This is a genomic window from Streptomyces sp. CT34 (genome assembly GCF_000805335.1).
Taxonomy (GTDB): Bacteria; Actinomycetota; Actinomycetes; order Streptomycetales; family Streptomycetaceae; genus Streptomyces.
Window position 1 is genome coordinate 6610655 of record NZ_KN708638.1, and the last position, 24328, is coordinate 6634982.

Here is a 24328-nt window from a genome sequence, read left to right on the forward strand (position 1 = left end):
CCGCCAGCGAGAAGAAGGGCATGGGTACTGCTGTCGACGGCGACGGCGCGCAGGTATCGGCGGAAGAGGAAGACGACCAGACGCGGTGGACGATCAGCGGTGATCGGCGCTGGCGTTCGGCGGGGTGCGAGAGATGCGGAAAGTTCCTCAAAACCAGGGGAGTTGAGCGGAAGAGGCGGCTACAGCCGGCGGGTGCGGGGGGAGCGGCCGGTGGAGGGCGGTGCTGCGGCGGGTGATGTCCTGGCGAGGCGACGGTCACGGGCTTGGGCGATCCGTGCTTCGAGCTGTGCCTGTTCGTCGTCGTAGCTGTGTGGCGTCTGGGCGATTCGGGTGTAGGGCCCGCAGCCGTACAGCGGTGTTCCGATGGCCATCCTCGGCAGCGGATCGCTGGAGGCGAGGCTGCGGGTGAGCGCGGTGACGATGCCGGGCGGGGCATGGGTGCTGAAGGCGGCCGTCCACCAGCGGTAACCGTTGACGGTGCAGGCGGCCTGCCATGGCCTGGGCGCGCTGGGTGCGCGTTCCTCGGTGAAGCGCACCAGGCCGTCCGGTGACACGGCCGTGGACGTGGGCGATTCGGGGTCCGTGGTCCACCCGGCCTCCTGCAACGGGCCGAGGACATCTGCGCCGTGTTCGCAGGTCGGCCGCAGCATCGCGTCCACGACCGCGGTGATGTACTCGATGGGAAGGTGCGCGCCGAGCACCGCTGCCCACTCCTGATCGTCAGGGGCAGTGGCGCGCAGGATCCACGTCCAGGCCGCCCGCCGGCTGAGGAGGACGTGCAGGCGGTTGTCTGGACTGGCCAGGGCGGTGTGCTGGTTGATCGTGGAGATGTCCCGCCAGCCGTGGCCCCGCTGCAGCCACTCGGTCAGGTGTTCCCAGTCGCCGCCGCCGGTGAGGTAGCCGGGTGCCGACAGGACGTAGGGGGTGGGGTTGGGCATGGGGTTCCTGGGGCGAGGGGGGAGAGGGCCAGCTGCGTCGGCCGCGGCGGTGGGACTCGCTGAGGACGGCCTCGGGACGGGCGCCGGCCAGAGGGATGCTGCGTTCATGGCTGCCGACGGCGACGGCGCGCAGGTAGTGGCGGAACAGGGCACCGGCCAGGCGCGGTTTCCGGCTGGTGGTGATGGGCGGGGGAGTGCGGTCGGGGGCGGGGATGTGCGGTCTCTCTCGGGGTGGGGCCGGCCCCGGAAAGGGGCCGGCCGAGGGGATGGTTACGGGAAGTCGGCGGGAGCGGGGGCTCCTTGCGGTGGCCGAGTGCGCCGTCGCCGGGGCGATACCGGTGGCGACGGCCGCGCTGAGGCGAGAGGGCGCCAGTGCGGCTGCCGACGCAGAGGGTGCCGTCGCGGTGAGAGATCAGTACGTCCACGTCGTGCTCGTCGGCGAGGCTCATGGGCGAAGGCGTCCGGGACGCTGGGTTCACCGCCGGGCTGCTGGGGCGGCGCGGCTGGGGGGCGATGGCGTGGGCCGGCCACTGGGCGGATCCGCGGGGGAGCGGCGGTTGCGTATGTCGGTGACCGCTTCCTGGTAGGCCGCGGGGTCGAAGAGATCCTCCGGGATGTCGACGACGTATCCGGCCAGGAGCAGGGAGGGGATGGCTCGGGTGGCGACCTTCTTCTTCTCGTCCTCGCTGAGGTGGTCGGGGACTTCGTGCCAGACGTAGACGGGTCCGGCGGTGGCCTCGGTTTTGCGTTCCAGGCCGAGGGCGTCGAGGAGGGCCAGGAGCTGCTCGGGTGCACCGGTGGGGGTGTCGGCGTGGATCGTGTCGGTTGGGGGCCTGCGGTAGATCTCGACGTCGGTGCCTGCGTCGTCGGCTCTGTTTGCCACGGGCGGGGCTTCTCCCTTCGTACGGAGGGCTATCGCCGCAGGGCAGGCGACTTGGACAGGGGTGGCGCCGGGGCTGTGGTCAGTGCGGGCGCGGAGGTGGTGCGGGCGGCCTGGTTGCGGATCAGCTCGATCTGCAGGGCGTGGTTGGACAGGCTGTTGGTGGCCGTCATCAGCCGCTGTGCCGGATCCGGTTCGTGCCCGGCGTTCTCCAGGCGTTCGGCCCACGGGGCCCAGGTGGAGATCAGGGTCTGCACCATGCGCGGCAGTAGACCGTCGTGGGGCGCGGCGATTTCGGTGAGGACCTTGGCGACCTCCTGGTCATCGGCGGCGTTGCGAGCCCGCTCGGCGAGCCGCTGGAGGGAGCGGTGGGCGGCCTGCTGGTCACCGTCGGCGGTGGCTAGGACGTTGAGCGTGGAATCCAGGTGGACGCTGAATCCGGCCAGCAGCAGTGCGTGGGCGGCGGCGGTGGCGCCTTGGCGCTGCTGCTCGACGGGCATGGTGTGCGGCTGGTGCTGGTAGGGGCCGCGGGGCCCGGCGGCGGAGACGAAGCCCCCGGCGGTCTGCAGGATCCCTTCGGCGCGTTCGTCCCCGCCGATCGCGACGACGAGCTGCGTCTTCGGATCGCGCGTGATGGTGACGTAGTCGAGGACGAAGAACGTCGGCTCGCTGTCCTGCGGCCCGCTCATCGTGACCGAGCCGCAGGCGCTGCGGCCGGGGCGGGGGCTGCGACCGGAGCCGTGCCTGGGGCGGGCTTGGTCTGCGGGAGCCGCACACTGACACCGATACCGAGCCGGTCCAACTGCGCGGCTGCGGCCTGGACGGCCTGTGCCTGTGCGGCGGTGTCCTCGCCGGGCAGCACGAAGGCGTCCTGGTCCTTGTCGTAGATGCAGCCGTTGTCGGCGAGGATCTGGGCGGCATCGGCCCGTTCGGGCTTGGCGACGTGAAAGTCCCGGCCGACCAAGGTGATCACCACGAGTTCCGGCGGTGGCGTCGGGGTGAGGCGGGCGGCGTTGTCGTGGACCTGGGCGAGGGCCTTGTCGTAGCGGGGCAGCAGGTCGGTGACGATGTCCTCGGCGGCCTGGACCGGATTATCGGGGACAGCGATGCCGTCGGGCTCGCGTACGGTGCGGAAGGCTTCGGGGCGGATGCTGGACGGGGCGATGGCGGCGACGAGGAACTCCTCACCGCTGCGGGGGCGCGCGATGACGTACAGGCGGGTGCCGTCGTCGCGGGTGAGGACGGCGTCCTGGTCCAGGATGTGCTCGGCGATGGCGTGGGCGACCAGGTCCATGTCCCAGACGTGTTCGGCGCGGGCGAACTGATCGGTGTAATGCTGGTGTTGCTGGTGCTCGCTCGTCCAGTGGCCGGGGAGTTCCTCGGTGAGGCCGATGGCGAAGGAGGCGAGGTCGGGGGTGGAGTCGTGCATGGATTCCTCGGGGTGGGGGCCTGCGCCGCCGTCCGGCAGGGCCGGGGGAGCGGGTGGCGGGCTGGTGCGGCGGTTATCCGTGGCGGTGCGCAAGGGGCAAGGCATGTCTTTCTTCGGCGTTCAGCGGGACCGGCGAGCTGGGATCGGACGCGGTGCGGCGGGACGGCGGGTGGCGAGGGCGGCTCGCTCGTTGGCGCCGGGCAGGGCAGCTGCGACCGTTTCGAGGTCCTGCTGGACGCCGTGAAGACGTCGGGCAATCCATTCCAGGTGTTGTGCCGCGTCGGGGCCGTAGGCGTGCGGCAGTTCCTCCAGGCGGCGTGCGGCCTGCTCGACCAGGGCCCGCACTCCGGCAATTGGCCCCTTGTCCTCGTTGGCGAGTGCGCACATCGTGGTGGCGATGTGGGCTGCCACGCTCGGCGGCGACTGCGGCGCGGTGGGCTTCGGCAGCTTGGGGAGTTGGAAGGGCGATGCGTCGGTGTGTGCCCGATGGACCGTGGTGCGAGTCGGGACCGCCGTCAGACCCAGGTCCGCCTCGATGCGTCGGCACTCCGCATCCAGGGCCCGGTACAGGGACGAGCCGTCCGGCGCCCAGGAGCCGTCGGATCGGATGAGGTTGGCAATCACGTCGAGGCGGCCGTGGCGGGCCTGCAACGCGACCCAGTGGCAGCCCGGTGCGTCCTCGGCGGCTGGGGTGAAGCCGGCGACGTGGGTGAGCCGGCGGGCGATCAGTGCCCACTCCGGGCGGGCCAGGGCGCGATCGGCGGGGTGCAGACGCACCGCGAAGTGGAAGAGCCCGGTCACGGCGTCGCTCGAGCCCATGACGTGGGGGTGCAGGTCCCCCGGGGCGTCGAGGTAGTCCTCCCAGTCGGCGAACATCCACGAGCGCGGAGGGCCACTGAGCCCGGTCTCGTTCACAAGAGACCTGGTGACGACGGCATCGCCGAGTACGTCTTGCTCGGCAATAGGGCGTCCGAGGGCGTTGGCGAGGGCCTGGCTGGGGAACAGCGGCTCGCGGTGGACGTAGAGGATCACCGGCCGCCCCGTGCGTCGGCTATGTGCACGAGCTGGTTCAGCTCGGTGACCGAGTACCAACTGCAGTCGACGACTTCGCCGGTGCCGGCCAGCCGCGGCAGCAGGTAGGTCGCCAGAGCCTGCTGGTGGATGAGACAGTCAGGGCAGCGACGGGAGAGATGGACGAGGTAACGAGGGTGCGCGGTGATGTAGGTGCGCTCGCCGCCGTTGGGGTCATAGAGCCTCCACCCGTCCTCGTCGGTCGGGGTGTGCCACGAGGCAGTGACGACCTTGTAGGCGTCTCCCCACAGTTCGTGGCCGGCGGCGCCCTTGAGGACGACGACCTGGTCGCCGGGCCGAAAGTGCCGGTGGGTGACATCCCGGTCGGGCGTGAGGATGTCGGCAGGAGCGTAGGGAGGGCGGGTGGCTTCGGGCACGGCGAGAGGTCCTTCCACGAACGACAGGGGCGGCGGTGGAGGACCAATGGTCCGGAGGATCCCCGGTTTCGCTAACCGGGGATCGTCGGGTATAAGGCATCCCGCACCCGCCCTCCAACGGGCACCGGGTGCTACCGGAAGGGGTTCTCGGTGCCGCGGTCGTTGTCCGTGGCGGCGTCGAGGAGTTCGGGCAGGTCGGTGGCTTCGGCGTCCCGCTGGTCGACCCACCATCCGGCGCGAGTGATGGTGCGGATCGTCTCTTCGAGGGTGACCCAGTCCGCCTCGTCCCAGGTGCCGTCGGTGACCAGCGAGGTGTAGGCGGCGGTGACCAGACGGTGGCGGGAGCGCTCACCCCAGCCCAAGATCTTGTGGGGGCCTTCGAGCGGCGGCATCTCGAACTGGGTGGCCCACTCGGCGGCGGCCTGCTGCTCGGCGGCGCGCTTGGCAGCGAGCCATTCTTCCTTGCTGGCGATGTCGCCGTCACGGGCGGCCTTCCAGCAGTCGGTGCAGTCCTTGGACGCGAGCCATCGGGCGAAGGAGGCTCGCTTGTCGGCGGGCCGGTCGGACAGGTTGTGCGTCACGGTGTGTTCACAGGTGTGGGTTATTTCCCAGGAGGTACGGACCCCCGGGGAATTCCGTTTGATGGGCGTTACGTTCGAGGTCGGGCTGCTGGTCTGGGGCTTCAAATCGAGTGCCTTTCGTTGGCGGTTGGGGTGGTGGCCTGCGTCGTTGCGGAGGTTCGTGCATCAGATGCACGATTCATGCGGCGGACGGAGGTGGTCTGGAGTGCTTGGCGGTGGTCTCGGGGACGCTTCCGCCTTCTGCGTCGTCTCAGCGTGTCCTGCGGATGGCGTTTGTGGCCGCCGTGGCGATGGCGACGGGAGCGCTGGAGGGCTGGGACAGGTGCAGCAAGGTGGTCCCCGGCAAGTGGTGGGACTCCGCGGTGAGGGTGAGCTGGAGTACGGCGCAGCCGGCGGTCGTGAGCTGCTTGACGCGGGTGACGGCTTGAGCGGTTTCGTCGCTGCCGTACCGGGCGTCGGTGACGATCACGAGGAGGCGGCCGGCGCCGGGGCGGCTGAGTTCGAGGCCGTGGTCGAGTGCGTCGATGGCGTCGCCGAGGTTGTGGTGGCCGCCGTTGGCATCGAACGTCGTCACGCGCTCTGGTGCTCGGTGGGTGGGTCGGGTCAATGCGGTCAGGTGCTGGTCATAGGCGATGGTGGCGGTAAGGGAGTCGGGGTCGGTCAGGGCTGCTGCGCGTGCCACGATCCAGGCAGCGGACGCGACGGGCGCGCAGGCGGCACGCATGGAGCCGGAGACGTCGACGGCGATACCCACACGCAGCGGTGGGGTGGGGGAGTTCCGGCGGCGGGTGTGGGTGAACGGTTCCGCGGTGGGGACCGACCCGGCCGCGCGCTGAGCGTCGCGGGCGAGGGCCGCGCGCATGTTGAGGCGGCCGGGCGGGGTGGGGCTGGAGGTCCGCTCCTCGGTCCGCTCGCGGTAGGCGGCGGCACGCAGGGCGCGGCTCAGGCGCGCGGCGGCACCCTGCTCGGCGGCGGTGGGCCTGCGGGTGCCGGTGACCGGGTTGCCGTAGGGCGCCGGTGTGCCGTCGGGGGTGACGGTGGTGCCACGGGCGTTGAAGACCGACTTGGCGGTGGCGGCGGCTTTGCGTCGCTGGCCGGCCCGCTGGGCGCGGTCCTGAGCCTGCGCCTTGGACTGCGCGGCCATGGCGTTGGTCGCTGCGGCTTGTGCCGCGAGGTCGGCGGCGTCGGTGGCTGCCGTGCTGTCCATGACGACCCCCACGGCGCCGGACAGCAGATCGGTGAGGTTCTCCGGCACGGGCAGGGCGGGGGCCGCGGTGTCCAGAGCGTCGCACCATTCTTGAGCGTGCGCGAGCATGGTCGTGGCGTCGTGGTCGGCGCACTGGTGGGCTGCGGTCCAGATGCGGGTGAGTGTGGCCAGCAGGTTTGCGCCCAGCACCCTTTCGCACAGATCGGCGACGGCCCGGGTCTCGCCGGCGTCCAGGATGCCGACGTCACGGCGGCCGAGGACCAGGGCCGCCACGGCGGCGGCGTGCTCTATGCCCTGGAGGGTGGGGTGGGCGATGTCGGGCATGACCAGGGTTCGGGCGCTGGTGCGCAGGTAGGTGCGGTCCGTGGGCCGCGTGATCAGGTGTGCCCCTTCGACGCGGCTCTCCTCCAGCAGGAGCGCGGCCTCGACGACACGGGGGTCCGCTCCGGCAGGCTGTGTCCAGACGGAGTGGGCCGCGTGCGCGGCCTCGTGGACGAACACTCCCCAGGCGGCGGGATACCGCTCCTCGTCGCCCACGATCCGCGGATTGATCTCGTGGGGCTGGAGCGGGGCGAACAGGCCGGCGTCGAACTCGACCTCGCCCAGAGTGGGGAAGAACGCGGCCGGTGCGCCGCTGCGCGTGCCGGGGCGGCAGGTGACGAGGAGGTCCTGGCGGCCGGAGAGGTCGACTAGCCGGTCGCCGAGTTCGGCTCCCACGCGCAGCCACGCGTCCGGGGAGGAACGGGGTTGCGCGGGCGGGGCGCCGTCGTCGTCCCAGCGCGCGAGGTCGGCGTCGTCGTCAGGCGTGGTGGCGGGGGACTGGACGTGGTGGTGGGCGCTCATCGCGAGCGGCCCCGGTGTGCGGAGCCGGTGCTGCCCGGGGGCTGCCGGGCGGCTGAGGCGGGGAGCTGCTTGCCGAGGGTGAGGGGCGCGATCTTCTTGACGCCGGCAGCCTTGATGACGGCAGCGGCGACGGCGTCGCGATCCTCCACAGGAGCGATGCCTACGAGGTTCGCGAGCGCTGCTTTGGTGCCGAGGACGGCCTCGGTCTTCTGGTAGCTGAGCAGTTCCCGCAGTTGGGGGGCCCAGCCCAGCTCGCCGAGTTCGACTTGGCGGGAGAGGTGTCGGGCGACCCGGACCACCCGGGCATCGATCCTCAGCGCCAGGGCGAGGTCATAGTCTGTGCCGATCTGGATCTGCACGCTGAACCGGCTCGCGAGTGCCTCCGTCAACACCGCGCCGTGGACGCCGGGATTGTGGCCCGCCACCACGTAGAAGCCCGGCTCGGCCTTGATGGTCTCGCCCTTGTGGGCCTTGACCTGGATCTGCCTGCGCCCGTCCATCGCGGGATACAACGCCGCCAGGACCTTCGGTGAGATCAAGGTGGCATCGTCGATTAGCAGGGCGCGGCCCTCGGTCATCGCGGTGACTAGCGGACCGTACTGGAAGACGTAGGCTCCCGCGTCGTCCTGTGTGTACTCGCCGATCAAGTCGCCGACCGTGGTGTCGCCGTCACCGGCGACGGTGAGCAGGTCCGGGAACGCCGCCTCGACCAGACTCGTCTTGCCGGTGCCCGGAGGGCCGTAGAGCAGCACCGGCACGTCGGCGTCGCGCAAGCGATTCAACGCCTCGACGTCGGGCAGATCGGCCAGCTCCCGGGGGTGGTAGAGCTGGCCCCCCGCGCGGCGGATCGGGCCGGTCTGCCTGGGCGTGGCTGCTGCGGGAATGGTCGTGCGGGCCGTGGCCGCCTGGGCGCGGGGAGAGTGGGTGCCCGGTGGGCTGATCACAGCGGTCTGCGCGGCTGCGGCGGTTTTCGCGTTCGCGCGGAACTCCGGTTGTCCGGTTCCGCCTTGGTCGGCCTCACCGCGTCGCACCAGGGTGAGGGCGGCGTTGCGGACGGCGCCGTGGGAGTGGCCCAGCTGCCTGGCCATGTCCCCGATGGTGAGCGTGTCCGCCTGCCGGTCGGCCAGCAGTCGGGCCACCTTGGCCCGTAGTTCGCCGCCCTTGGTGCGCGCTGGACTGGTAGGCGTTCCGGGTGTGGTCAAAACGAGGCCCCTTCAACAGGTGCGGGTGCGGGTTGGGTTGGCGATGCGCTGGAGAGGCTGGCCGCTCTCGAAGCGGATCACGGACTGTGCCGACATCGGCGACCGGGCCAACCGGGGCGTACGGTCGGCGCTCACCGGCCGACCGAGGGCTCGGTCCAGGTGCAGGGGATGGCCGGCGACGAGCAGCTCGCTGGCTGCCGAGCAGGCCCGTGCGTCCGCTCCGTACCGGGTTCCGTCGCTCGGCAGGCGCAGCCTGGCGTCTCTTCGAAGCCGGCCTGGAGCAGGATCCGCCGGGCGGCGGCGTTGTAGCCGGTGGTGGTGATCTCGCCGGTGATGGTGTGCCGGATCGTCATGAACGGCTCTGCTGGTGCTTCGGGCAAGGCGGATCTCCTATCGGTGGTGGCGGGAAAGTGGTGGGGTGTTGGGCGAAGGCGAGGCGGGCCCGGAGCTTCCAGCACATCAACGGTGCGTGGCTGGACCACGAACGATGGGCAATGACTGCCGACAGGCTCCAGGGCGGGCCTCACCACCCCGCAGCTACCTGACTCGCCTTTCCGCACGTTCTGATAGCCGGGTGTACCAACAACAGCCATGTGCGGGCAATCTCCTTGTGGTGGTGGGTGGTTCGGTGGTGGCGGTTGTGCGGCGTGTGCGCGCACCGGCCGCACAGGTCAGCGGGCGGCATGGGCGAGGGTGCGGCGGTGGCGTCCTTGTCGTCGGGTGGCGCCGGGGACGGTGATCTTGCGGCGGGCGCCGAACAGCACGAGCAGGCACGCGATGGCGCCGGCCGCTGGGAGCGCGGAGATGGCGGACGGGTGCGCGGTCAGAACTCCTGCTGCGGCCGTTCCGGCAGCTTGACCGGCGCCGACCGAGGCGATCAGCCAGGCGTACGCCTCGGTGAGGGCGCCCGCCGGGGCGAGTGCGTCCACGGTCAGGAACGCGCTGGTGATCACGGCGGTCAGGAGCAGGCCCGGCGGTGCCGTGAGGGCAACCGCCGCCACGGGCACGGTGGCGATGACGAGGGGCAGCCATCCGGCGGCGAACAGCAGGCAGGCTGCCAGGAGTTGCTGGGTGAGGGTGCCGGGCCAGACACGTTTGCCGTACAGGAGGCCGCCGACCAGACTGCCGGCAGATAGGGCGGCCGGGATCAGTCCGGACAACAGTTCCACCCCGGTGCGGTCTGCGACGGCGACAGCCCACACATTCACGGCGCCCAGGGCAAAGCCGATGCCGGCCACGGCGAGGAACAGCCACCGCAGACCCGGGTGGCGCATCGGGCCGAGAGCCCCGGTGGAGTGATTTGCAGGCGTAGGGCGCCAGCGTCTGGAGGGCGCTGAGGTCAGTACCGCGGTGGCGCCGAGGAGCCCGAGCACAGCGGTGGCGCCCATCGCCGTGCCCGGACCTGTCGTTGTGGACAGGACGGCGACCAGCGGGGGCCCGATGACGTAGATCGCCCCTTGGGATCCGGTGTCGAGTGCGAGGGCAGCCCGGCGCTGTGCCTGGTCCGGCAGGACTGTGGGCCACAGAGCCCGCAGTCCTGCTTCGAGAGGAGGCGTGCTCAGCCCGGCGAGTCCGGCCAGCGCTGCGGCCAGGCCGGACTGCTGGGCGACCTCGACCGCCGACAGAGCCAGCAGACAGACCGTGGTCACAAGAACCGCCACTCCGGTGACCAGGGTCTGTCCGCGCCGGTCGACCATCCGGCCCAGGACCGGCTGCCCGATGGCCGAGGCCAACCCGTACACCGCGCACAGCAGGCCACCGTTGGCCAGGGATCCGCCCTGGTCGGCGACCAGGAGGAGGATCACAACGGGAGCCATCCCGCTTGGCAGGCGCCCGGTCAAGGTGCCCAGCAGCAGGCGGGCGACATGCCGCTCGGCGAGCAGCGAGCGGGAGGCGGAGCGGGCCGCTGAGCGGCCGGTCTGGAAGGTCAACGCGGGGTGCTTTCCGTGGTCGGGGATCTCACCCCTGCGATGCGGAGTGTGTCAGCGGCGAGGGCGGAGACCCGGCGGGTGAGGCGGATCGGCTCGGTGGCCGACTCACCTGCCCCGGGCCCCTCCGGTGGACTGGGTGACGCCGACCGTGGGCGAGTAGCTGGGCCGCGGGGGGATGGCGCGGGCGCCGGGCGACGTGGTCAAGGCGGGGCCACGCTGTGGCGAACGGGCAGCGGCTGCTTGAGCGATGCGGCTGCGTCGCTCCGTGTGCCCGTCGCCGTGTCCGTGGACAGCGATCGGGTTGTGGGGCGGGCCAGGGGTGACGACGGGGTCGAGGGAGTAGTCGGCTTGGACCGCGTAGCCGTAGCTGCGCAGGTCGTGGACGGCCTGGCGAGTGCGTCGCATGCCGTCCTGGTCCGGGTTGGTGAGCCGGTACAGGCCGGGTGTGGCGAGGACGGGCACGAACTGCTCGCGCACCAGGAACCAGTGGGCCAGGTGTGTGGGGATGTTCGCGGTGGTGGCTACGAAGCCGTGCTCGGGATGGGTGCCGAAGCGGAAGTGGTCAGACAGGTGCAAGCTCCGTGGTGTGGGGTCAGCGGCGCGAAGCGGCTGACGGTGCTGAAGGGGAGGGGGCGGGTGCGGCGGTGTGAGTGAGGGGCGTGGGTGCGGCCAGAGCCATCTGCCCGCCGGGGGTGGCGGCGTAGGCGATACGCGTGAAGTCCTCGGCCTGGGTCACCCAGGTGGCGATGGCCGGCATCGCTTGGGTGCCGAGCCGTGCGCGCACGTCGCTCCATCTCTCGTGGAAAAACTTTCGGGGCGGTCTCGCGTGCGACTTGGCCGTCTGGGCGTTCCACTCGTCGCACGCCGGCTGACTGAGGAGGAGCGCCCTGTGAAGCTCGGCCACAGTGGCCTTGTCCTCGGCGCTGATGGCCGGGTTGCGGTTGCACTGCTCCAGCACCGTGGGGGCATGGGTGAGGACGTCCACAAAGGCAAGCCAGGCCCGGTCGGCGAACTGGTACTCACAATCGGCGATTTGCTCGGCGGGAGAGGTGAGCGGGACGCCGTCGCTGTACCGGCCGGAGTCCCGCATCGCCTCCAGCGTCGCGTGTTCCTCGTCGATGCGCTCAAGCGCCGAGGCGATGGCATCGATGCGCCGAGCGTGCAGCGCCCGCTGGTAGGCGGGCAGGAAGCGGTCTTGGATGGCGCGGGCCGCCTGGTCGGGAGCGGGGGGCAGGATGGCGCTGTGCGGTGCGTGCGACTCCTCGTAGTTGTCGTCGAAACCGTCCGGCGCGAACGCCCCGATGACGTAGTCATGGGGATGGCCGGGGCGTTCGATGAGCAGCAGCTCGGTTCCGGCGCCGTCTTTGAGGACCGCTGCGTACGGGACGCGCGTGCGCTGTACGGCGTGGGACAGTTCCCCGGCGTCCCACAGCAACGGGACGAGGTCTTCCTGCCAGAGGGGATGACTGTAGATCTCCACCGTGGCGTTCCAGGATCCGGGCAGGTGCGTGGCGATGGCAGTGGCCACGTCGCCGATGTACGGGCGGTGGCTGGTGGTCACCGTGGCCCGGTGCTGGTGGGCGGAGCGCACCAAAGCGGCGGCGAGGCCGTGGCGGCGGCGGACATCGTCCAGGGCAATGGTGTGCGTGCCGTCGTCACGGCGCTGGAAGCCGAGGTGCGTCAGGGCGGTCTGGGCCCAGGGGTACTGCTCGCCGTGGGCGATGGCGACGAGGCCGGCTGTGCGGCTGAACGAGAGCGTGATCTGCGCGGGAGAGGTAGCGGGCATGGTCCTGCGGGTGGTTGGTCGTGGTCAGCGCGGGTGCCTTGTGCGGTCCGGGCTGTCAGCGCCGTCGGGCCGGGTCCTTCGGCGTAAGTGGAGGGAGCGCTGCGACGGTGGTCTGTCGCGGCGTGGTGAGTTCGACGGTGGATGGCGCGGATCGTGCGTTGCGGGCGTGGTGGATCAGGACGTGGCCGTCGGCGAGCCAAGTCTCGATGGCTGGCCATGCGGCGGCGTTGCGCCGGGCCCTGGCGTGGAGGTAGGTCTCGGCAGGCAATTCCCTGGGCGTCTCGCGCAGTTCGGTGAGCTTGGCATTCCAAGCGACCACCGCCCGCCTCCCGTCCTCCAGCGCGGCGCGAAGTCGACCCATCGCAGGGTCCGTCTCCACTGGGGGCCTACCGGGCTCGGGGTGGAGGGGCTGGCACCGGTCGAAGAGGGCGGGCCCGTGGGTGAGGAAGTCGCGGAAGGCGTTCCAGGCGTTGTCGCGTAACTCCTCTTCGTGCCAGCTGAGCGGCATCCCGTCGACATCGGCAGGCGACTGGGCGATGGTCTGCCACTCCTGTTGCTCCTGGCGGGCCCAGGACAGGGCGCTGGAGACTTCGCGGACGCGACGGTCGTGCAGGGCTCGGTCGTAGTCGGGCAGGAGCCGCCCTGTGATGGCATCGGCGGCGAGGGCCGGCTGGGCCGGAATCACGATGCTGCGTGGGGCGTCGGGCTCGTCGGCGAAGTGACCGCTGAACCCGTTGGGGGCGAAGGCCCCGACCAGGTAGGTGTGATCGTCTTTGGGGTGTTCGGTCAGCAGCAGGCTGGGGCCGTCGCTATGGGTGAGGACCGAGGCGCAGGGGATGCGGGTTGTTGCGACGGCGTGGGCGAGTTCGCCGTTGTCCCACAGATAGGGGTGGAGGTCGTCTTGCCACTCGGGCAGGGCGTAGATCTCCACGTCGGCGGTCCATTCCCCGGGCAGCTGGTGGGCGATGCCGGCGGCGACGTCGCCGATATAGCTCCGGGTGGTCGTGGTGACCGCAGTGTCGTGGTGGCGGGCGAGGCCAGCCAGGCGGGCCAGCGCAGCGCGCGTGGCGTCGGGATCGCCCGCCGCCCAGGCGTAGGTGCCATCCGGCCGTCGGTCGAAACCGCAGGCCCGCAGCACGGTATGTGCCTGTATCTGCTGTTCGCCGAAGGGGATGGCGACGATGCCGGCCTGCGGGCTGACGGCGAGGGCGATCTGGGAGGGATGTGTGTCACAGGGCACGGCGGACCTTCCTGTCTTAAGGAGCGACGAGGGGCACGGGGAGGGTGACGACCGCCGCCCCGCTACGCGGCTGTGGTGGGCGCGGTGTGCGACAGGGCGCGGGTTGCCGAGCGCAGGCTGTGGCCGAAGTTGAAGGCCACCTGGCGAGCCTGGGCTTCGAGAGTGTCGTAGGAGTCCTGGGCCGTCATCTGGCCGGAGTGTTTGCGGTACCGGTAGACCGGGATGGGCAGGAGAATTCCGGGAGCCAGGCAGGTGACGCCGACGGCGGCCAGGTAGTCCTCGCCCTGGACGAGGCCGCCCATCGGGGCGGCGCGCACCAGCTCGGTGCGGGCGAGGATCGTGGTCGGCCCGATCGGGATGGTGTCCGCCGGCGATCGCCAGTAGGTCCACACATCCCCGGCTTCGTGCCGGCCCGGCGGTGTGGGACACCGCCACAGCTGAAGCGTGCCGTCGGGATGCAGATCCTGGCTGTATCCCGCGCACCATCCCACACCGGTCTCCTCCAGCGTGTGCAGTCGAACAGCCATGGCCCAATCGGTGAACTCGTCATCATCGTCGGCCCAGTTGACGTACTTCGTGCGCACCTCGTTCAGGGCGAGGTTGCGGGCACAGGCGGCGCCGACCACGCGGGGAAGCACGAGGGTACGGACGCGAGGGTCGGCCGCGAGCGGCTCCGGGAGCCGGGCGGGATCGGCGCCGTCGATGGCAACAACCGCCTCCCACGGAACGCTTTGCCGATCCAGGCTGGCGTGCATGGCGGCCAGGTAGTCGAGCCGGTCCTCGCGCAGCTGGGTGGCGATGACGACCGTGACCTTGGGGTGGGTGTGCGGGGACAGGAGTCCTCCAGGAAGGGGAAGCGGTGCAGGGTGGGTGCTAGCGGCGGAAGCCGGAGCGGGAGGTGGAGGCGGGCGCGGTCGCCGGTTGAGCTGGCGTGGCAGCGGGCGCGGTGGTACGAGGTGGGACGGTGGCCGGGATCGGGCGGCCGGGCCTCCACAGCGCGTAGCTGTCGCTGAAGCGGGACCGCGGGTCGGTGTTCCAGTCCACAACGGGACCGCGGTCTTCCTCTGGCAGCGCGATGACTTCGATTCCCTGCCGGTGCAGCACGTAGCCCCAGTCCAGACCGCCGCAGTTGGCCGGCGTGATGACATCACGCTCGGCAGGCGCACCATTGGTATTGAAGACGTTGCTGTACTTACGGCTGGGGAATTCCCGGCCGCCGGTCAGGGCCTGGCGCAGGTCGTCGGAGGCACCGTCGAGCAGATCTGTGCCGAGGCCAGACCAGCCGTAGTCCACGGTGTCGATGAGGTGCCGGGACATTGCCTCGACGTTTTTGCCGAAGCGGTACTGGTAGGCGGCGAGCAGCAGGGGAAGTTGTGTGCTGGGGTATCCGTCGAAGTGGACGTACATGCCGGCGTAGCCGGTGGTTGTGGGGCGGGCGATGAAGGAGCGCGTGGACAGATGTCCTCCAAAGGGGGGCGGGCCAGGTCAGCGTCGTGGTCGGCCGGGGCTGGGGAGGTACTTCGGCTGCCGGGCGGGAGGCAGAGCGGGAGCGTTGTCTGGGACGTTGCGCAGCCGTACGCCGATTCCGCGGTCGCCGAGGTAACTGGCCACGGCCTGAATCCTCAGGGCTTGTGCGCCGTGCCCGTACGCGGGCAGTACGAAGTTCCCCCGGGTGGGCTTGTACTGGAACCCGTGGAGAAAAAAGACGTGGCGGGCATCGACAGGCACGTGTGACAAGGGGGTCGTCACCGTGCCGTCGGAGTTCCAGCTCAGCTGGACCACGCCTGGTATCTGGGCAGGTCCCGGCGGCGGATCCGGGAGGGCGGCAGCCCTGCGGAGGGCGGCCAGGGCGCCTGCGTACCGGGGTAGCAGGCGGCGGGTGACTGCGGCGGCGGCGCGGGCTGGATCGTTGCTGACGGCGATGCCGTTGGGCTCGGCGGCTTCCTCGAAATGGTGGTCGGCGAAACCGCCGGGCGCCAGCGGGGCGATCAGGAACTGCCCGGGATGGCGCGGTCGATGTACGACGAAGAGCTGTTGCTCGTCGGGGCCGGTGAGGACCGCGTCCTGTTCCAGAGAGGTTTCGGTGACGGCCCAGAGCATGGTGCCGATGTCCCAGACCCGCTGGCCGAGATCGGCCTGCTCGCCGAGGCTGGCGTGGCGGTGATACGAGCTGGACCAGGTGCCTGGCAGCCGATGAGCGAGGTGACGGGCGAAGATAGCGAGGTGGGACTGGTCCGTCTTGGATGTCGTGGTGGGCTCCTCGGAAGGAAGGGCTGCTTGACGCCGGGCTGAACGTTTGATGCGGATGGTGGGTGGAGGGAACTGTCACCGTCTGAGCGAGGGGCGTATGGAGGTTGCAGCCGCGGGAGTTTTGTGGCTTTAAACGGCGCTGGGCTGTCGTGTTTGTGGCGGTGCTGTTCCTTCGAGCGTGGCGATGTGCCGGTAGGCGTGGATCAGTTCCTTGAGGTGTGCGATGGCGGCGGCACGTCGTGCGGCCAGGATGTCGATCTGGGGGCGCTGTTTTGGAGGACACCCAGGGAATTGATGTGCACCGTGCCAGCAGCCGCACGGCTGAGGTCGCCAGCAGCCCACTGGGCCCGATGCCTGAACTCCTGGTCGAGGTGGTTGAGCTGCTGTGCGGCGCATATACGAGCTGAGCCAGCATGTCCTCGGCCCCGTCCGGTTCGTGAAGCGCCTGCAGGCTCCGGGGACGGATACCGAAGGCGTCGGTCACCATCCGGGAGGATGGTCCAAGAGTCCAGACAATCCCGGTTTCGGTAACCGGACATGAGGGGCTACGCTCCCGCCGGCCCCCGCAGGGGTCGCCCGGGATGCGGCCTGGGGGCAGCTGGCCGAGGTGCGCGTCGTACATCGCCCGCCTTCATGCCCGGTGGGGGCCCGCAGAGGCAGTGCGGCCGACGGACTGCTGGGGCCTTGGCGGTGGGGCCGCCGACCGCGGGACGGGGGGCTTTGACAGCCGTCGGGGGACGGGCCCATGGTCGGCTATGAGGTCTCCTAGCTGCTGCGCGAGCAGCCCGCGCTGGGCGTAGAGGATCTCGACGCGGACCCCGGCGGACTGCAGCACGCCGTACGTGTCGGACTGGCCGGAGTCCTGGCCGCTGATGATGCGGTCCAGTCGGCTCCGGGCACGAGCAGCCTCGCCGAGGAGTTCGGCGTGGACGGTGTTGAGCGCCGCGGCCGTCTCGGCGATCTGCCGTGCGTGGTGCCCGGCGATGCTCATCTGCGGGCTCTGTGCGAGCAGATCCTTGGGGGTACAGCCGAGTGAGGCCAGGACCATGCGGCTGCCCAACGCGGTGCTGGGCAGCTCGTGTTCAACCGCGGGCTGCGGGGATTGGGTGCCGGGAACAGCTTCGCCCCAGGCGAACTCGTACTCGTCGTAGGAATCGATCCAGCCGTGCTCTATCTGTGCTTCACGATCGGCGACCTGACTCAGAAGGTCGTCGTGTTCGGCTTGGCACTGTCGGTAGTCGGCCCATTCCTCATCAGTGAGGTTGGGGGGACGGTGCGGCAGAGGCGTCATCAGGAGTCACCACTGTGGTTCCGCTGCTGGATGCAGTGCCCATCCCCGTGGTGGGCGAGGGCCGCGGTGTGCTCGGTGACCAGGGCATAGAGGTGGACGGTAAAGACAAGGATGACAGGCGCCAGGACAGACATCCATGTGACGGCCACGTCATCGGGCTGCCACGCGCTCCCCGGGCTCTGCCGGGTTCCCAGGACACCGAGCACGAAGACTGTGATGCCACGAACGAAGATTGCAAGAAGCGCCATCGTGCACGCGTATACCCCTGCCTCGGGCTCGTTGCAGCGTAGCCGTACCGCGGCGAAGAGCGCGAAGGCGATGAATCCGTCGATGACGCCAAGAAAGAAGTAGGGGACAGCGGTGGAGGTGTGCGTCGTGGCAGTGAGCTGCTGCAACAGGTTGAAGGCGAGCAGGTAGGCATAGACGAGTGCGATGAACCCGGCTGCCGAGGGGCGTCTTTCAGGCAAGGCTGGCCGAAGCGAGGCAGCCCCCGCGGTCTGGGCAGTTGGCGTGATGGGACTCGGCATCAGGGTCTCCTTGTGCGGCGCTGCGTTGGTCGGCGCGCGTCCTTGATGACTGGGACGTGGGGATTGGTGAACCCACTGGGTTTTCAATGCATCCGGGCGTCGGTGTCGAAGAGCGACAGCTCGTGGGGGTGGAGGTGGTGTTGGACGATGAAGGATCGGCCGGCGACCTTCCATAGGCCGCGTCCGCGGTTGAGGTGGGCGATGGCGTCCATTTCCACGGAGGTCAGGCCGAGCAAGGAGGCGGCGGCGTGGAGTTGGTCGGTCTCCTGGCGGTAGATGATGCGGGTGGAGCAGTCGGCGAGCAGGCCCTCGGCCAGGGCGCGACCCTGGGATCCGGCGTCACCGGCGGTGAGGAGATCGCTGAGCCGGTGGATGACCATGAGGTTCGCGATGCCCAGGCCACGACTGAGCTTCCACTGGGCCTGCATGCGCTGCAGGAGGCCGACATGGCGCATCAGGCGCCAGGCTTCGTCGTAGACGATCCACCTGCGTCCGCCGCTCGGGTCGGTGAGTGCGGATTCCATCCAGGCCGATGCGCAGGTCATGGCGAGGACGAGGGCGGTGTCGTCGCCGGAGCCGCCGAGGTGGGACAGGTCGATGGTGAGCATCGGCGAGTTGGGGTCGAACGCGATGGTGCTCGGGGCGTCGAACATGCCGGCGAGGTCACCGTGGACGAGCCGTCGCATGGCGTGGGCGAGGTCGCGGGAGGCGTCGCCGAGCCGGCCGGACATCATGCCGCCGGCGGCGTCGAGTTCGTCGGGGCTGTTCAGCATGGCTGCGATGTCGCCGAGTAGCGGGGTGCGTCCGGAGGCTGTGGCGCGGGTGACGACGGCGTCGAGGGCGACGTCGAGGCCGGTGTGCTCCATCGGCAGCAGGTCCCGTCCGAGAACGGTGCGGGCCAGGGAGCCGAGCAGGAGCAAGCGTCGTTTGCGGATCTCGCCCGCCCAGTCTGCTTCGGAGACGCTGTGGGGCCGTGGTGCGGCATCCAAGGGGTTGAGCTTGCCGGGCAGGCCAGGGCCGAGGGCGATGGAGGTGCCGCCCAGGGCCTGGGCGACGGCGGTCCACTCACCCTTGGGGTCGCACGGGACGTAGACGCGGTAGCCGAAGGCTACGGACCGGAGCGCGAAGGACTTGGCCAGGGCGCTCTTGCCCTGGCCGATGACCCCGGCCAGCAACACGTTCGGGTTGGTGAATCCCTCGATGCGGCCGTACAGCGCGAACGGGTCGAAACAGTACGACGCTTCGGCGTGGACGTCGCGGCCGATGTAGATGCCCTCGGCGCCGAGTCCGCCTTCGGCGAGAAACGGGTAGGCGCCGGCGGCGACGGCGGTGGTCATACGGTGGGCGGGCAGTTTCAGCTTGCCCGCGCGGGCCGAGGCGGGGCCGGGCCGCCCGGCGGGCGGGTACAGGGGCAGCGGCATGGTGTGTTCGTCGGTGTCGCTGCTGGTGGGGTGGTTTGTGGCCTGGGAGTGTGCCTTGGCGGTGGCTTCGGCGAGCTGGCGCCGGGCGGCCCGGCGGGCGGCGCGGTCGGTGCCGTGCGGGGTGAACAGCGGTGAGGCGGAGGCGCGGCGGGCGCGGCGTGCGGGCCGGTGGTTCATGGCGAGCGGCTTTCGTGCGGGGTCAGCGGCTGCAGGCGGTGGTGTGGCCGTGCAGCGGGGTGTTGAGGTCGCTGGGGGTGGTCTTGCGGCGGATGGCGTGGCCGGCACAGAGGTGGCGCTGGCAGATGGTCAGCACTGGCGGGCCTTCCGGCAGCCGCTCGGGGTGGCACTGCGTATCCGTGGCGGCCTCGGTTCCTGAGGGCAGGAGGTGGAACGCCTCGTGCACGGCGGCGGCGGACTGCCACAGGCGGGTGTGCGCGGTGGCCAGCTGGCGCCCGGCGGCCGGATGCGGGGGTCGGGTCGTGGTGGCGAGGTGGTCGAGCAGCTGGTGCAGCGCGGTCAGGTGGGCGTGCAACGTGTCGAGGTGGACGCGGTCCGCGGCCTGGCGCGGCGCGGTCTGTGCTGCGCCGGTGAGGGAGCGGGTGTGGTGGTGAATGCCGGCGCTGGCGGCTCGCAGGTAGGGGTGCGCGTCGGGAGCGCGGTCTGAATTCAAGAAAATCCTTGCTGGAACGGCGGGTTCAGCGATGGCGGTGCCGGTGGTGTGGCGTGTTGCTCGTCGGACTGGCGGGCGCGGAGCGGTGTGTCTGCCTGGACCGGAGGACGGTGTACTCACCGGTGGTAGGCGGAACTGGAGGTTTCTGCTGCGCTGGACGGGTGCGGTCGGCGGTTGCGCGGGTGGCTGGGCCATGCGATGCGATGCCCGTCAGCGTGGGAGGCGGGGCGAGTACCTCGTGCAGGCGGGTGAGGGTGGTGAGCCACCGGTCTGCGTCCTGGGGACGGACCCAGTAGGTGGTCAGGTGGGTGTCGTCGAGGATGCGGCCGAGGGCTTTTGCCGCCAGCGCTGGAAGATCGGCGGGTAGCGGTGGCATGGCTGCCTGCGGACCGTAGGCGGAGTCGACCGATTCACCGCCTGGGCACTGTGCCGCGATCACCGACGCGGCGGCAACCGCCTCTTGAACTTCCCAGAATTCGCCGGTGGCGTGGGCCGTGCGGGCGAGGACGCCCCGGATGAGGGCCTCGCGCTCATCGGGCTTCGCCGCGTCGAGTGCGAGGGCGTAGTCCGCGGCCGTGTCGTTGTCGAAAGGGCCGGTGCTCCACGTGCCCATGGTGATCTCCTTGTCACAGAGCGGTGCGGGCGAGCGGCAGCGCACCGAGCGTGAAGGCGTCGGGCTGCTGGAAGTTCAGGCGGCGCAGGTCGACTTGGGCGGTGACGGCGGCGGTCTCGATCTGCGCGCAGGCCGCATCGAGCAGGGCGTCGGTGGGGGCGGTGACGGTGAGCAGGCCGGTCAGTGCGACGTCGGCGTGTCCGGCGATCAGCTGCCGTTCACGGGCTTTGATGTCGGCGTATTCGACGCTGTCGGCCTCGGAGTCGACCTGTCCGCGACGGGCCCGCTCGCCAGCGTCGGCCAGGATCGCGGCCTTCTTGCGCTGCACGTCGCGCAGGGCCGATTCCAGCGCTTGCGGGACGTAGAGGAGGGACAGGGTGCGACGGACGCCGGCGGTGAACATCAGCCCGTGAAGGAACCCCGCGCTGGTTTCGGTGCGGGGCCAGTTTTCGACCCAGTAGGTGGCGTGCCGGGCGGTGTCGGTGGCGAGGCGGTCGTATTCCTCGACCTGGACGACGGGTCCGGCCGCTGCCGGGTCGGCCTCGGCCTTCCCTGAGGGGGACCACTGCTGCAGGGCGGACAGGGAGGCGGGGTCGTAGGCGGTGCGGATGACGGCGGCGATCTCGCGCGCGGTGAGCCAGCCGGTCACCGCAAGTCCCGCGCTGCGGGCGGCCTGGGCGATGGCGGAGGTGGTCTGCTCCATCACCGTGAACGCGCCGGGCAGTCCGCCACCGGCCTGCGAGATCAGGCGCTTGGCGGCTTTGAGGTCCAGGGAGATCGCCAGGTACGCCTCGTGCGGGGCGGCAGCCGGACCGGCGGAGGCGACGAGGTCGGCATACACCTGCCCGGCGACCGGGGTCTGGGGGTGGCCGTGCTCGGTCCAGTGGCGGGACAGGGTGTCGCCGGAGTCCGGGACGGTGCGTTCGAGGACCTGGATGCTGGCGACGTGGCCCGTGCGGGCGATGCCGGCAAGGGCGCGGCCCCAACCTGTCACGTTGTGGTTCTGGGTGGCGGCATCGAGCAGCGCGAAGGCGCGGGAGGAGACGCGGGCGATGGCGGTCAGGGTCTGGCGGTGCGGGTCGTGCACGGCGGCGGCACCGTTGGTGGAGTCGCCGGGGGTGACGACCTTCAGCGAGGCGGCGGTGCCCGGCAGGTGCAGGACGCCGTCCTGGCGGGGGCGGGAGACCGGACGGGCGAGCCACAACGTCTGCCCGGTGCGACGGCGGTGCGCGTAGCGGGCGACGATCGGCGCCCAGTCGATCAGCGAACGGCCGTGGCGGCGGACAGCGACCAAGGAGGCGACCGCGGCCCACAGCGGGGCCAGCACGATCGCGCCGAGCAGCCCCGTGGAGATCACCGTCACTAGCAACAGCGCCAATGCACAGGAGACGAGGATGAGTTGGGGGAGGGAGAGGCCGAGGAGGATGCCGCGCCGGGACCTGTGAGGGAAGGTCACCGGGAGCGGGGAGGTGGGGGAGAGTGCAGACAAGGGCGATCCGATGAAGCGCGGGCGGGGCCGGGGCGGCGCACAGGCACAGGCACACAGCGCGGTGTGCGCCGCCCCGACGTGAGGGAGGGGTCAGCTACCGGCAGGGGGGGGCGGGGGAGCGGAGAACCCGCTGGCCGAACCGGTGGTCGGGGCCGGCGGAGCGCCCTGCGGCGGCGGGGTGGGAGCGCCCGCCGCGGGCGAGGACATGAACCCGCTGCCCTGGCCGGAGGGGGAGCCGCCCGAGCCGGGGGGTGCCTGGCCGGGGGAGCCGCCTACGTGGCCGCTGGTGTCATCCCGAGCGCTGGTGGGCGGGGGCTGCACGGCCTTCTCCAGACCGTTCTTGATCCCCTGGCCGCCGGACGACGCCTGGGACTGGGAGCCGCCACCCTTGCCACCACCGCCGTCTGAACCACCGTCGCCGGTGGGGTTGGAGGCGATGTCGCCGGGGAAACCGCCGCCGGGGGAGGGGCCTTGAGCGGCGCCTGCTCCGGCTGCCGCGCCGCCGGTTCCGGCGGTGGCCGCCATGGAGGCAGCCTTGCGGCCGGCGCGTTCGGCGTGCTGCCGGGCCATCTGGGCGCCGGCGCCACCGGCACGGTGGATGTCCTCGCCGGAGGTCCCTTCGGCTGCTGCCCAGTGAGCGAATTTGAACACCGCGTAGGGACACAGCAGGATCAGCACCATGATGACGATGCCGGACAGGATGTCGGCGAGCGCGCCGAGCCCGTCCTTGGATTCGGTGTTGCCCATCGCGGAGATGCCGAGCACGAAGACGATCGTCATCAGCAACTTGGAGACCACGAGGGTGGCTGTCGCCTCAATCCATCCCTTGCGCCACCGGCGGGCGACTTCCCAGCCGCCGCCTGCGCCGGCAAAGATCGCGAGGGTGACCATGACCAGGATGCCGACCTTGCGGACCACCATCACGCACCAGTAGAGGATGGCGCCGAGGGCGGCGCCGAGCCCGACTGCCACGGCGACCATCCAGCCCAGTCCGCCGACCGCGGCGATCTGGCTGACCTTGACGAGGCGGCGGACCGCGGTCTCCATCGACAGGTGCGCGGTACGGAACAGCCCATCACTCAGGGCGTCGACTACTTCGATGGCGACGGTGGTGGCGGCGATGGCGCAGAACGCGAACAGGACGCCGTGCATCGTGCCGGTGAATGCCTGGGTCAGGGCCTGGCCGTCGCGGCGGACGGCGGCTCTGACCAGTTGGGCACAGAAGGTGGCGACGAGGATGATCAGGCCGATGGGCAGCAGTAGCTGGTAGTTGTCGATGAACCAGCCTGCGCGCAGGTCCACTTTGGTGGTGGAGTTCACAGCCTTGGCCGCGAGGTCGGCGGCGGCTGCTGCGAGGTCGCCGGCGCTCTTGACCATCCAGTCACCGATCGCCTGGCCGGGGTTGGAGACGAACGAGACCGCGTCACCAACGGAGCAGAGTTTGTCCGCGAGAGGGAAGTCGCAGAAACCCAAGGGGAGTTGACCTCCTTTCTGTGGGTTGGGTTAGGGCACGACGCGGGGAGCGAGGGCGGCCAGGGCACAGTCGTGGCCTGGGCGGCACTGCACGGCCAGGGTCACCGACCGGTCCTCGGCGCCGCCTCCGCCGCCCTTCCACGCGATCTGCTGGGTGCCGTTGACGGTGACGACGTAGACGTACGCCTTGGTGATCGCGGACGGGTCGTCGGACAGGGCCTGTTTGAACGCGGCCGGGAAGTGGCCTTCGCCGATCTTCGCGACGGCGTGCTGGCCGTTGTCGGCCATGCGCGACCACAGCACCGGGTCGGGGACCTGGGCGGCGACGGAGTTCCAGTCGGCGTACTTCGCCTCCTGGGTCATCCACACGCGCATGCCGGCCAGCTGCTGGTCGCGACTGGTGTGACGAGTGTCGTAGGACCACAGCATGGCGGCGACCGCTTTGGCGTAGGCGACCGGCTCGGACAGCTGCGGGGGCTTGGCCACCTGGCCTGCCCCCGACGACGGCTGCGGGGCATCCTGCGACGGCGCGATGCTGCTGCTTGCCGACGGAGCGGGAGCCTGGTCGTGATCCTCGTCGCCCCCGGTGAACAGGGCGACGGTGGCGGCGAGGGCGAGCAGGCCGGTGATGACGAGCGCGACGATCGCGAGGCGCCGCTTGGCCGACCAGGTGGCACCGACCCCGGACAGGGAGGGGAGTCGCGTGCGCATCAGTGGACCTGCGACCCCAGGGCCGAGAAGAAGGCGACGATACCGTTGGCGGCACCGAGGCCGAGCGCGGCGCCGGCGGCCACGACCGCGCCCTTCTTGCCGTTGGCTTCGGCCTGGTGGCCGCCGGTGTGGTGGCCCCAGGCCCACACGCCGAGCGAGACGGCCAAGGCACCGACGACAGCGATCAGGCCGAACATGTTGATGCTGTTGACGACGTTCTTCAGGACAGACAGACCAGGCAGTCCACCACCCTGGGGCGAGATGCCCGGGTCGAAGGCGAGATTGAACAGGTGAGGGGTGAGTGAGGTGGGTATGGCGGGCTCCTTGCTGCGCAGGCCGCACGTCGACGGAACGGGAAGGAAAGGGAGGGGAGTTGCGCGAGTGCGCGAAAAGGCGCC

The 24328-nt window shown here is 70.6% G+C and carries 26 protein-coding genes; all 26 read right to left on the bottom strand.

All coding sequences use genetic code 11. The features are described 5' to 3' along the window. Positions 1-179 precede the first annotated feature (179 nt). Positions 180-938, bottom strand: a complete 759-nt coding sequence (locus RZ84_RS28775) for a DUF317 domain-containing protein (protein ID WP_043267068.1) — start codon at positions 936-938, stop codon at positions 180-182. Positions 939-1413: 475 nt separating this feature from the next. Next, a complete protein-coding gene (locus RZ84_RS28780) occupies positions 1414-1821 on the bottom strand; it encodes a hypothetical protein (RefSeq protein WP_043267070.1) in 408 nt (135 codons plus the stop codon). Positions 1822-1850: 29 nt separating this feature from the next. Continuing rightward, on the bottom strand, positions 1851-2507 hold the full coding sequence (locus RZ84_RS28785; protein ID WP_043267072.1) for a hypothetical protein: 657 nt from the start codon (positions 2505-2507) through the stop codon (positions 1851-1853). Then, positions 2504-3247, bottom strand: coding sequence for a hypothetical protein (locus RZ84_RS28790; RefSeq protein ID WP_043267074.1), 744 nt, complete (start codon positions 3245-3247; stop codon positions 2504-2506). Before RZ84_RS28790 ends, RZ84_RS28785 begins: the two co-directional genes overlap by 4 nt. A 120-nt stretch (positions 3248-3367) precedes the next feature. Next, a complete protein-coding gene (locus RZ84_RS28795; protein WP_157878925.1) occupies positions 3368-4279 on the bottom strand; it encodes a hypothetical protein in 912 nt (303 codons plus the stop codon). Then, complete coding sequence (locus tag RZ84_RS28800; RefSeq protein WP_043267076.1) at positions 4276-4695, bottom strand: hypothetical protein; 420 nt, start codon at positions 4693-4695, stop codon at positions 4276-4278. Before RZ84_RS28800 ends, RZ84_RS28795 begins: the two co-directional genes overlap by 4 nt. Before the next feature lie 131 nt (positions 4696-4826). Further along, positions 4827-5276: a hypothetical protein gene (locus RZ84_RS28805; protein WP_043267078.1), complete on the bottom strand. Its 450-nt coding sequence runs from the start codon at positions 5274-5276 to the stop codon at positions 4827-4829. A 250-nt stretch (positions 5277-5526) separates the two neighbouring features. Then, on the bottom strand, positions 5527-7326 hold the full coding sequence (locus RZ84_RS28810) for a vWA domain-containing protein (protein WP_043267079.1): 1800 nt from the start codon (positions 7324-7326) through the stop codon (positions 5527-5529). Then, positions 7323-8465, bottom strand: coding sequence for an AAA family ATPase (locus RZ84_RS28815; RefSeq protein ID WP_043267081.1), 1143 nt, complete (start codon positions 8463-8465; stop codon positions 7323-7325). Before RZ84_RS28815 ends, RZ84_RS28810 begins: the two co-directional genes overlap by 4 nt. A gap of 194 nt (positions 8466-8659) precedes the next feature. Continuing rightward, the gene (locus RZ84_RS28820) at positions 8660-8881 is read right to left on the bottom strand and encodes a hypothetical protein (RefSeq protein WP_016572176.1); all 222 of its coding nucleotides are present in this window, start codon (positions 8879-8881) and stop codon (positions 8660-8662) included. A gap of 318 nt (positions 8882-9199) precedes the next feature. Beyond that, positions 9200-10459: an MFS transporter gene (locus RZ84_RS28825; RefSeq protein WP_052230209.1), complete on the bottom strand. Its 1260-nt coding sequence runs from the start codon at positions 10457-10459 to the stop codon at positions 9200-9202. A 105-nt stretch (positions 10460-10564) separates the two neighbouring features. Next, positions 10565-11035 carry a hypothetical protein gene (locus tag RZ84_RS28830; RefSeq protein ID WP_043267083.1) on the bottom strand — a complete coding sequence of 157 codons (471 nt, stop codon included), beginning with the start codon at positions 11033-11035 and terminating at the stop codon, positions 10565-10567. 16 nt (positions 11036-11051) lie between these two features. After that, positions 11052-12245, bottom strand: a complete 1194-nt coding sequence (locus RZ84_RS28835) for a hypothetical protein (RefSeq protein WP_043267085.1) — start codon at positions 12243-12245, stop codon at positions 11052-11054. Positions 12246-12300: 55 nt separating this feature from the next. Beyond that, positions 12301-13485 carry a hypothetical protein gene (locus tag RZ84_RS28840; protein WP_052230210.1) on the bottom strand — a complete coding sequence of 395 codons (1185 nt, stop codon included), beginning with the start codon at positions 13483-13485 and terminating at the stop codon, positions 12301-12303. A gap of 62 nt (positions 13486-13547) precedes the next feature. Further along, positions 13548-14285: a glycosyltransferase family 2 protein gene (locus RZ84_RS28845; protein ID WP_277816909.1), complete on the bottom strand. Its 738-nt coding sequence runs from the start codon at positions 14283-14285 to the stop codon at positions 13548-13550. A 73-nt stretch (positions 14286-14358) separates the two neighbouring features. Next, positions 14359-14892 (bottom strand): hypothetical protein, encoded by a 534-nt coding sequence (locus RZ84_RS28850; protein ID WP_043267087.1) that lies wholly within the window; start codon positions 14890-14892, stop codon positions 14359-14361. A gap of 78 nt (positions 14893-14970) precedes the next feature. Continuing rightward, entirely contained in the window at positions 14971-15585 is a 615-nt protein-coding gene (locus RZ84_RS28855; RefSeq protein WP_052230212.1) for a hypothetical protein, read from the bottom strand. Between the two features lie 781 nt (positions 15586-16366). After that, positions 16367-17026, bottom strand: a complete 660-nt coding sequence (locus tag RZ84_RS39255) for a hypothetical protein (protein ID WP_043267089.1) — start codon at positions 17024-17026, stop codon at positions 16367-16369. Beyond that, positions 17026-17553: a hypothetical protein gene (locus tag RZ84_RS39260; protein ID WP_043267092.1), complete on the bottom strand. Its 528-nt coding sequence runs from the start codon at positions 17551-17553 to the stop codon at positions 17026-17028. The genes RZ84_RS39255 and RZ84_RS39260 overlap by 1 nt, the downstream gene beginning before the upstream one ends. Before the next feature lie 83 nt (positions 17554-17636). Continuing rightward, a complete protein-coding gene (locus RZ84_RS28870; protein WP_043267094.1) occupies positions 17637-19151 on the bottom strand; it encodes a VirB4 family type IV secretion system protein in 1515 nt (504 codons plus the stop codon). 22 nt (positions 19152-19173) lie between these two features. Further along, positions 19174-19644, bottom strand: coding sequence for a DUF6238 family protein (locus RZ84_RS28875; RefSeq protein ID WP_043267096.1), 471 nt, complete (start codon positions 19642-19644; stop codon positions 19174-19176). Between the two features lie 25 nt (positions 19645-19669). Beyond that, the gene (locus RZ84_RS35640) at positions 19670-20257 is read right to left on the bottom strand and encodes a DUF4259 domain-containing protein (protein WP_078894778.1); all 588 of its coding nucleotides are present in this window, start codon (positions 20255-20257) and stop codon (positions 19670-19672) included. Positions 20258-20270: 13 nt separating this feature from the next. Then, the gene (locus RZ84_RS28885) at positions 20271-21746 is read right to left on the bottom strand and encodes an SCO6880 family protein (RefSeq protein WP_043267098.1); all 1476 of its coding nucleotides are present in this window, start codon (positions 21744-21746) and stop codon (positions 20271-20273) included. Between the two features lie 90 nt (positions 21747-21836). Next, on the bottom strand, positions 21837-23219 hold the full coding sequence (locus tag RZ84_RS28890; protein ID WP_043267101.1) for an SCO6881 family protein: 1383 nt from the start codon (positions 23217-23219) through the stop codon (positions 21837-21839). A gap of 30 nt (positions 23220-23249) precedes the next feature. Beyond that, positions 23250-23930 carry a hypothetical protein gene (locus RZ84_RS28895; protein WP_043267102.1) on the bottom strand — a complete coding sequence of 227 codons (681 nt, stop codon included), beginning with the start codon at positions 23928-23930 and terminating at the stop codon, positions 23250-23252. After that, entirely contained in the window at positions 23930-24244 is a 315-nt protein-coding gene (locus RZ84_RS28900; protein ID WP_043271105.1) for a DUF6112 family protein, read from the bottom strand. Before RZ84_RS28900 ends, RZ84_RS28895 begins: the two co-directional genes overlap by 1 nt. Positions 24245-24328 lie beyond the last annotated feature (84 nt).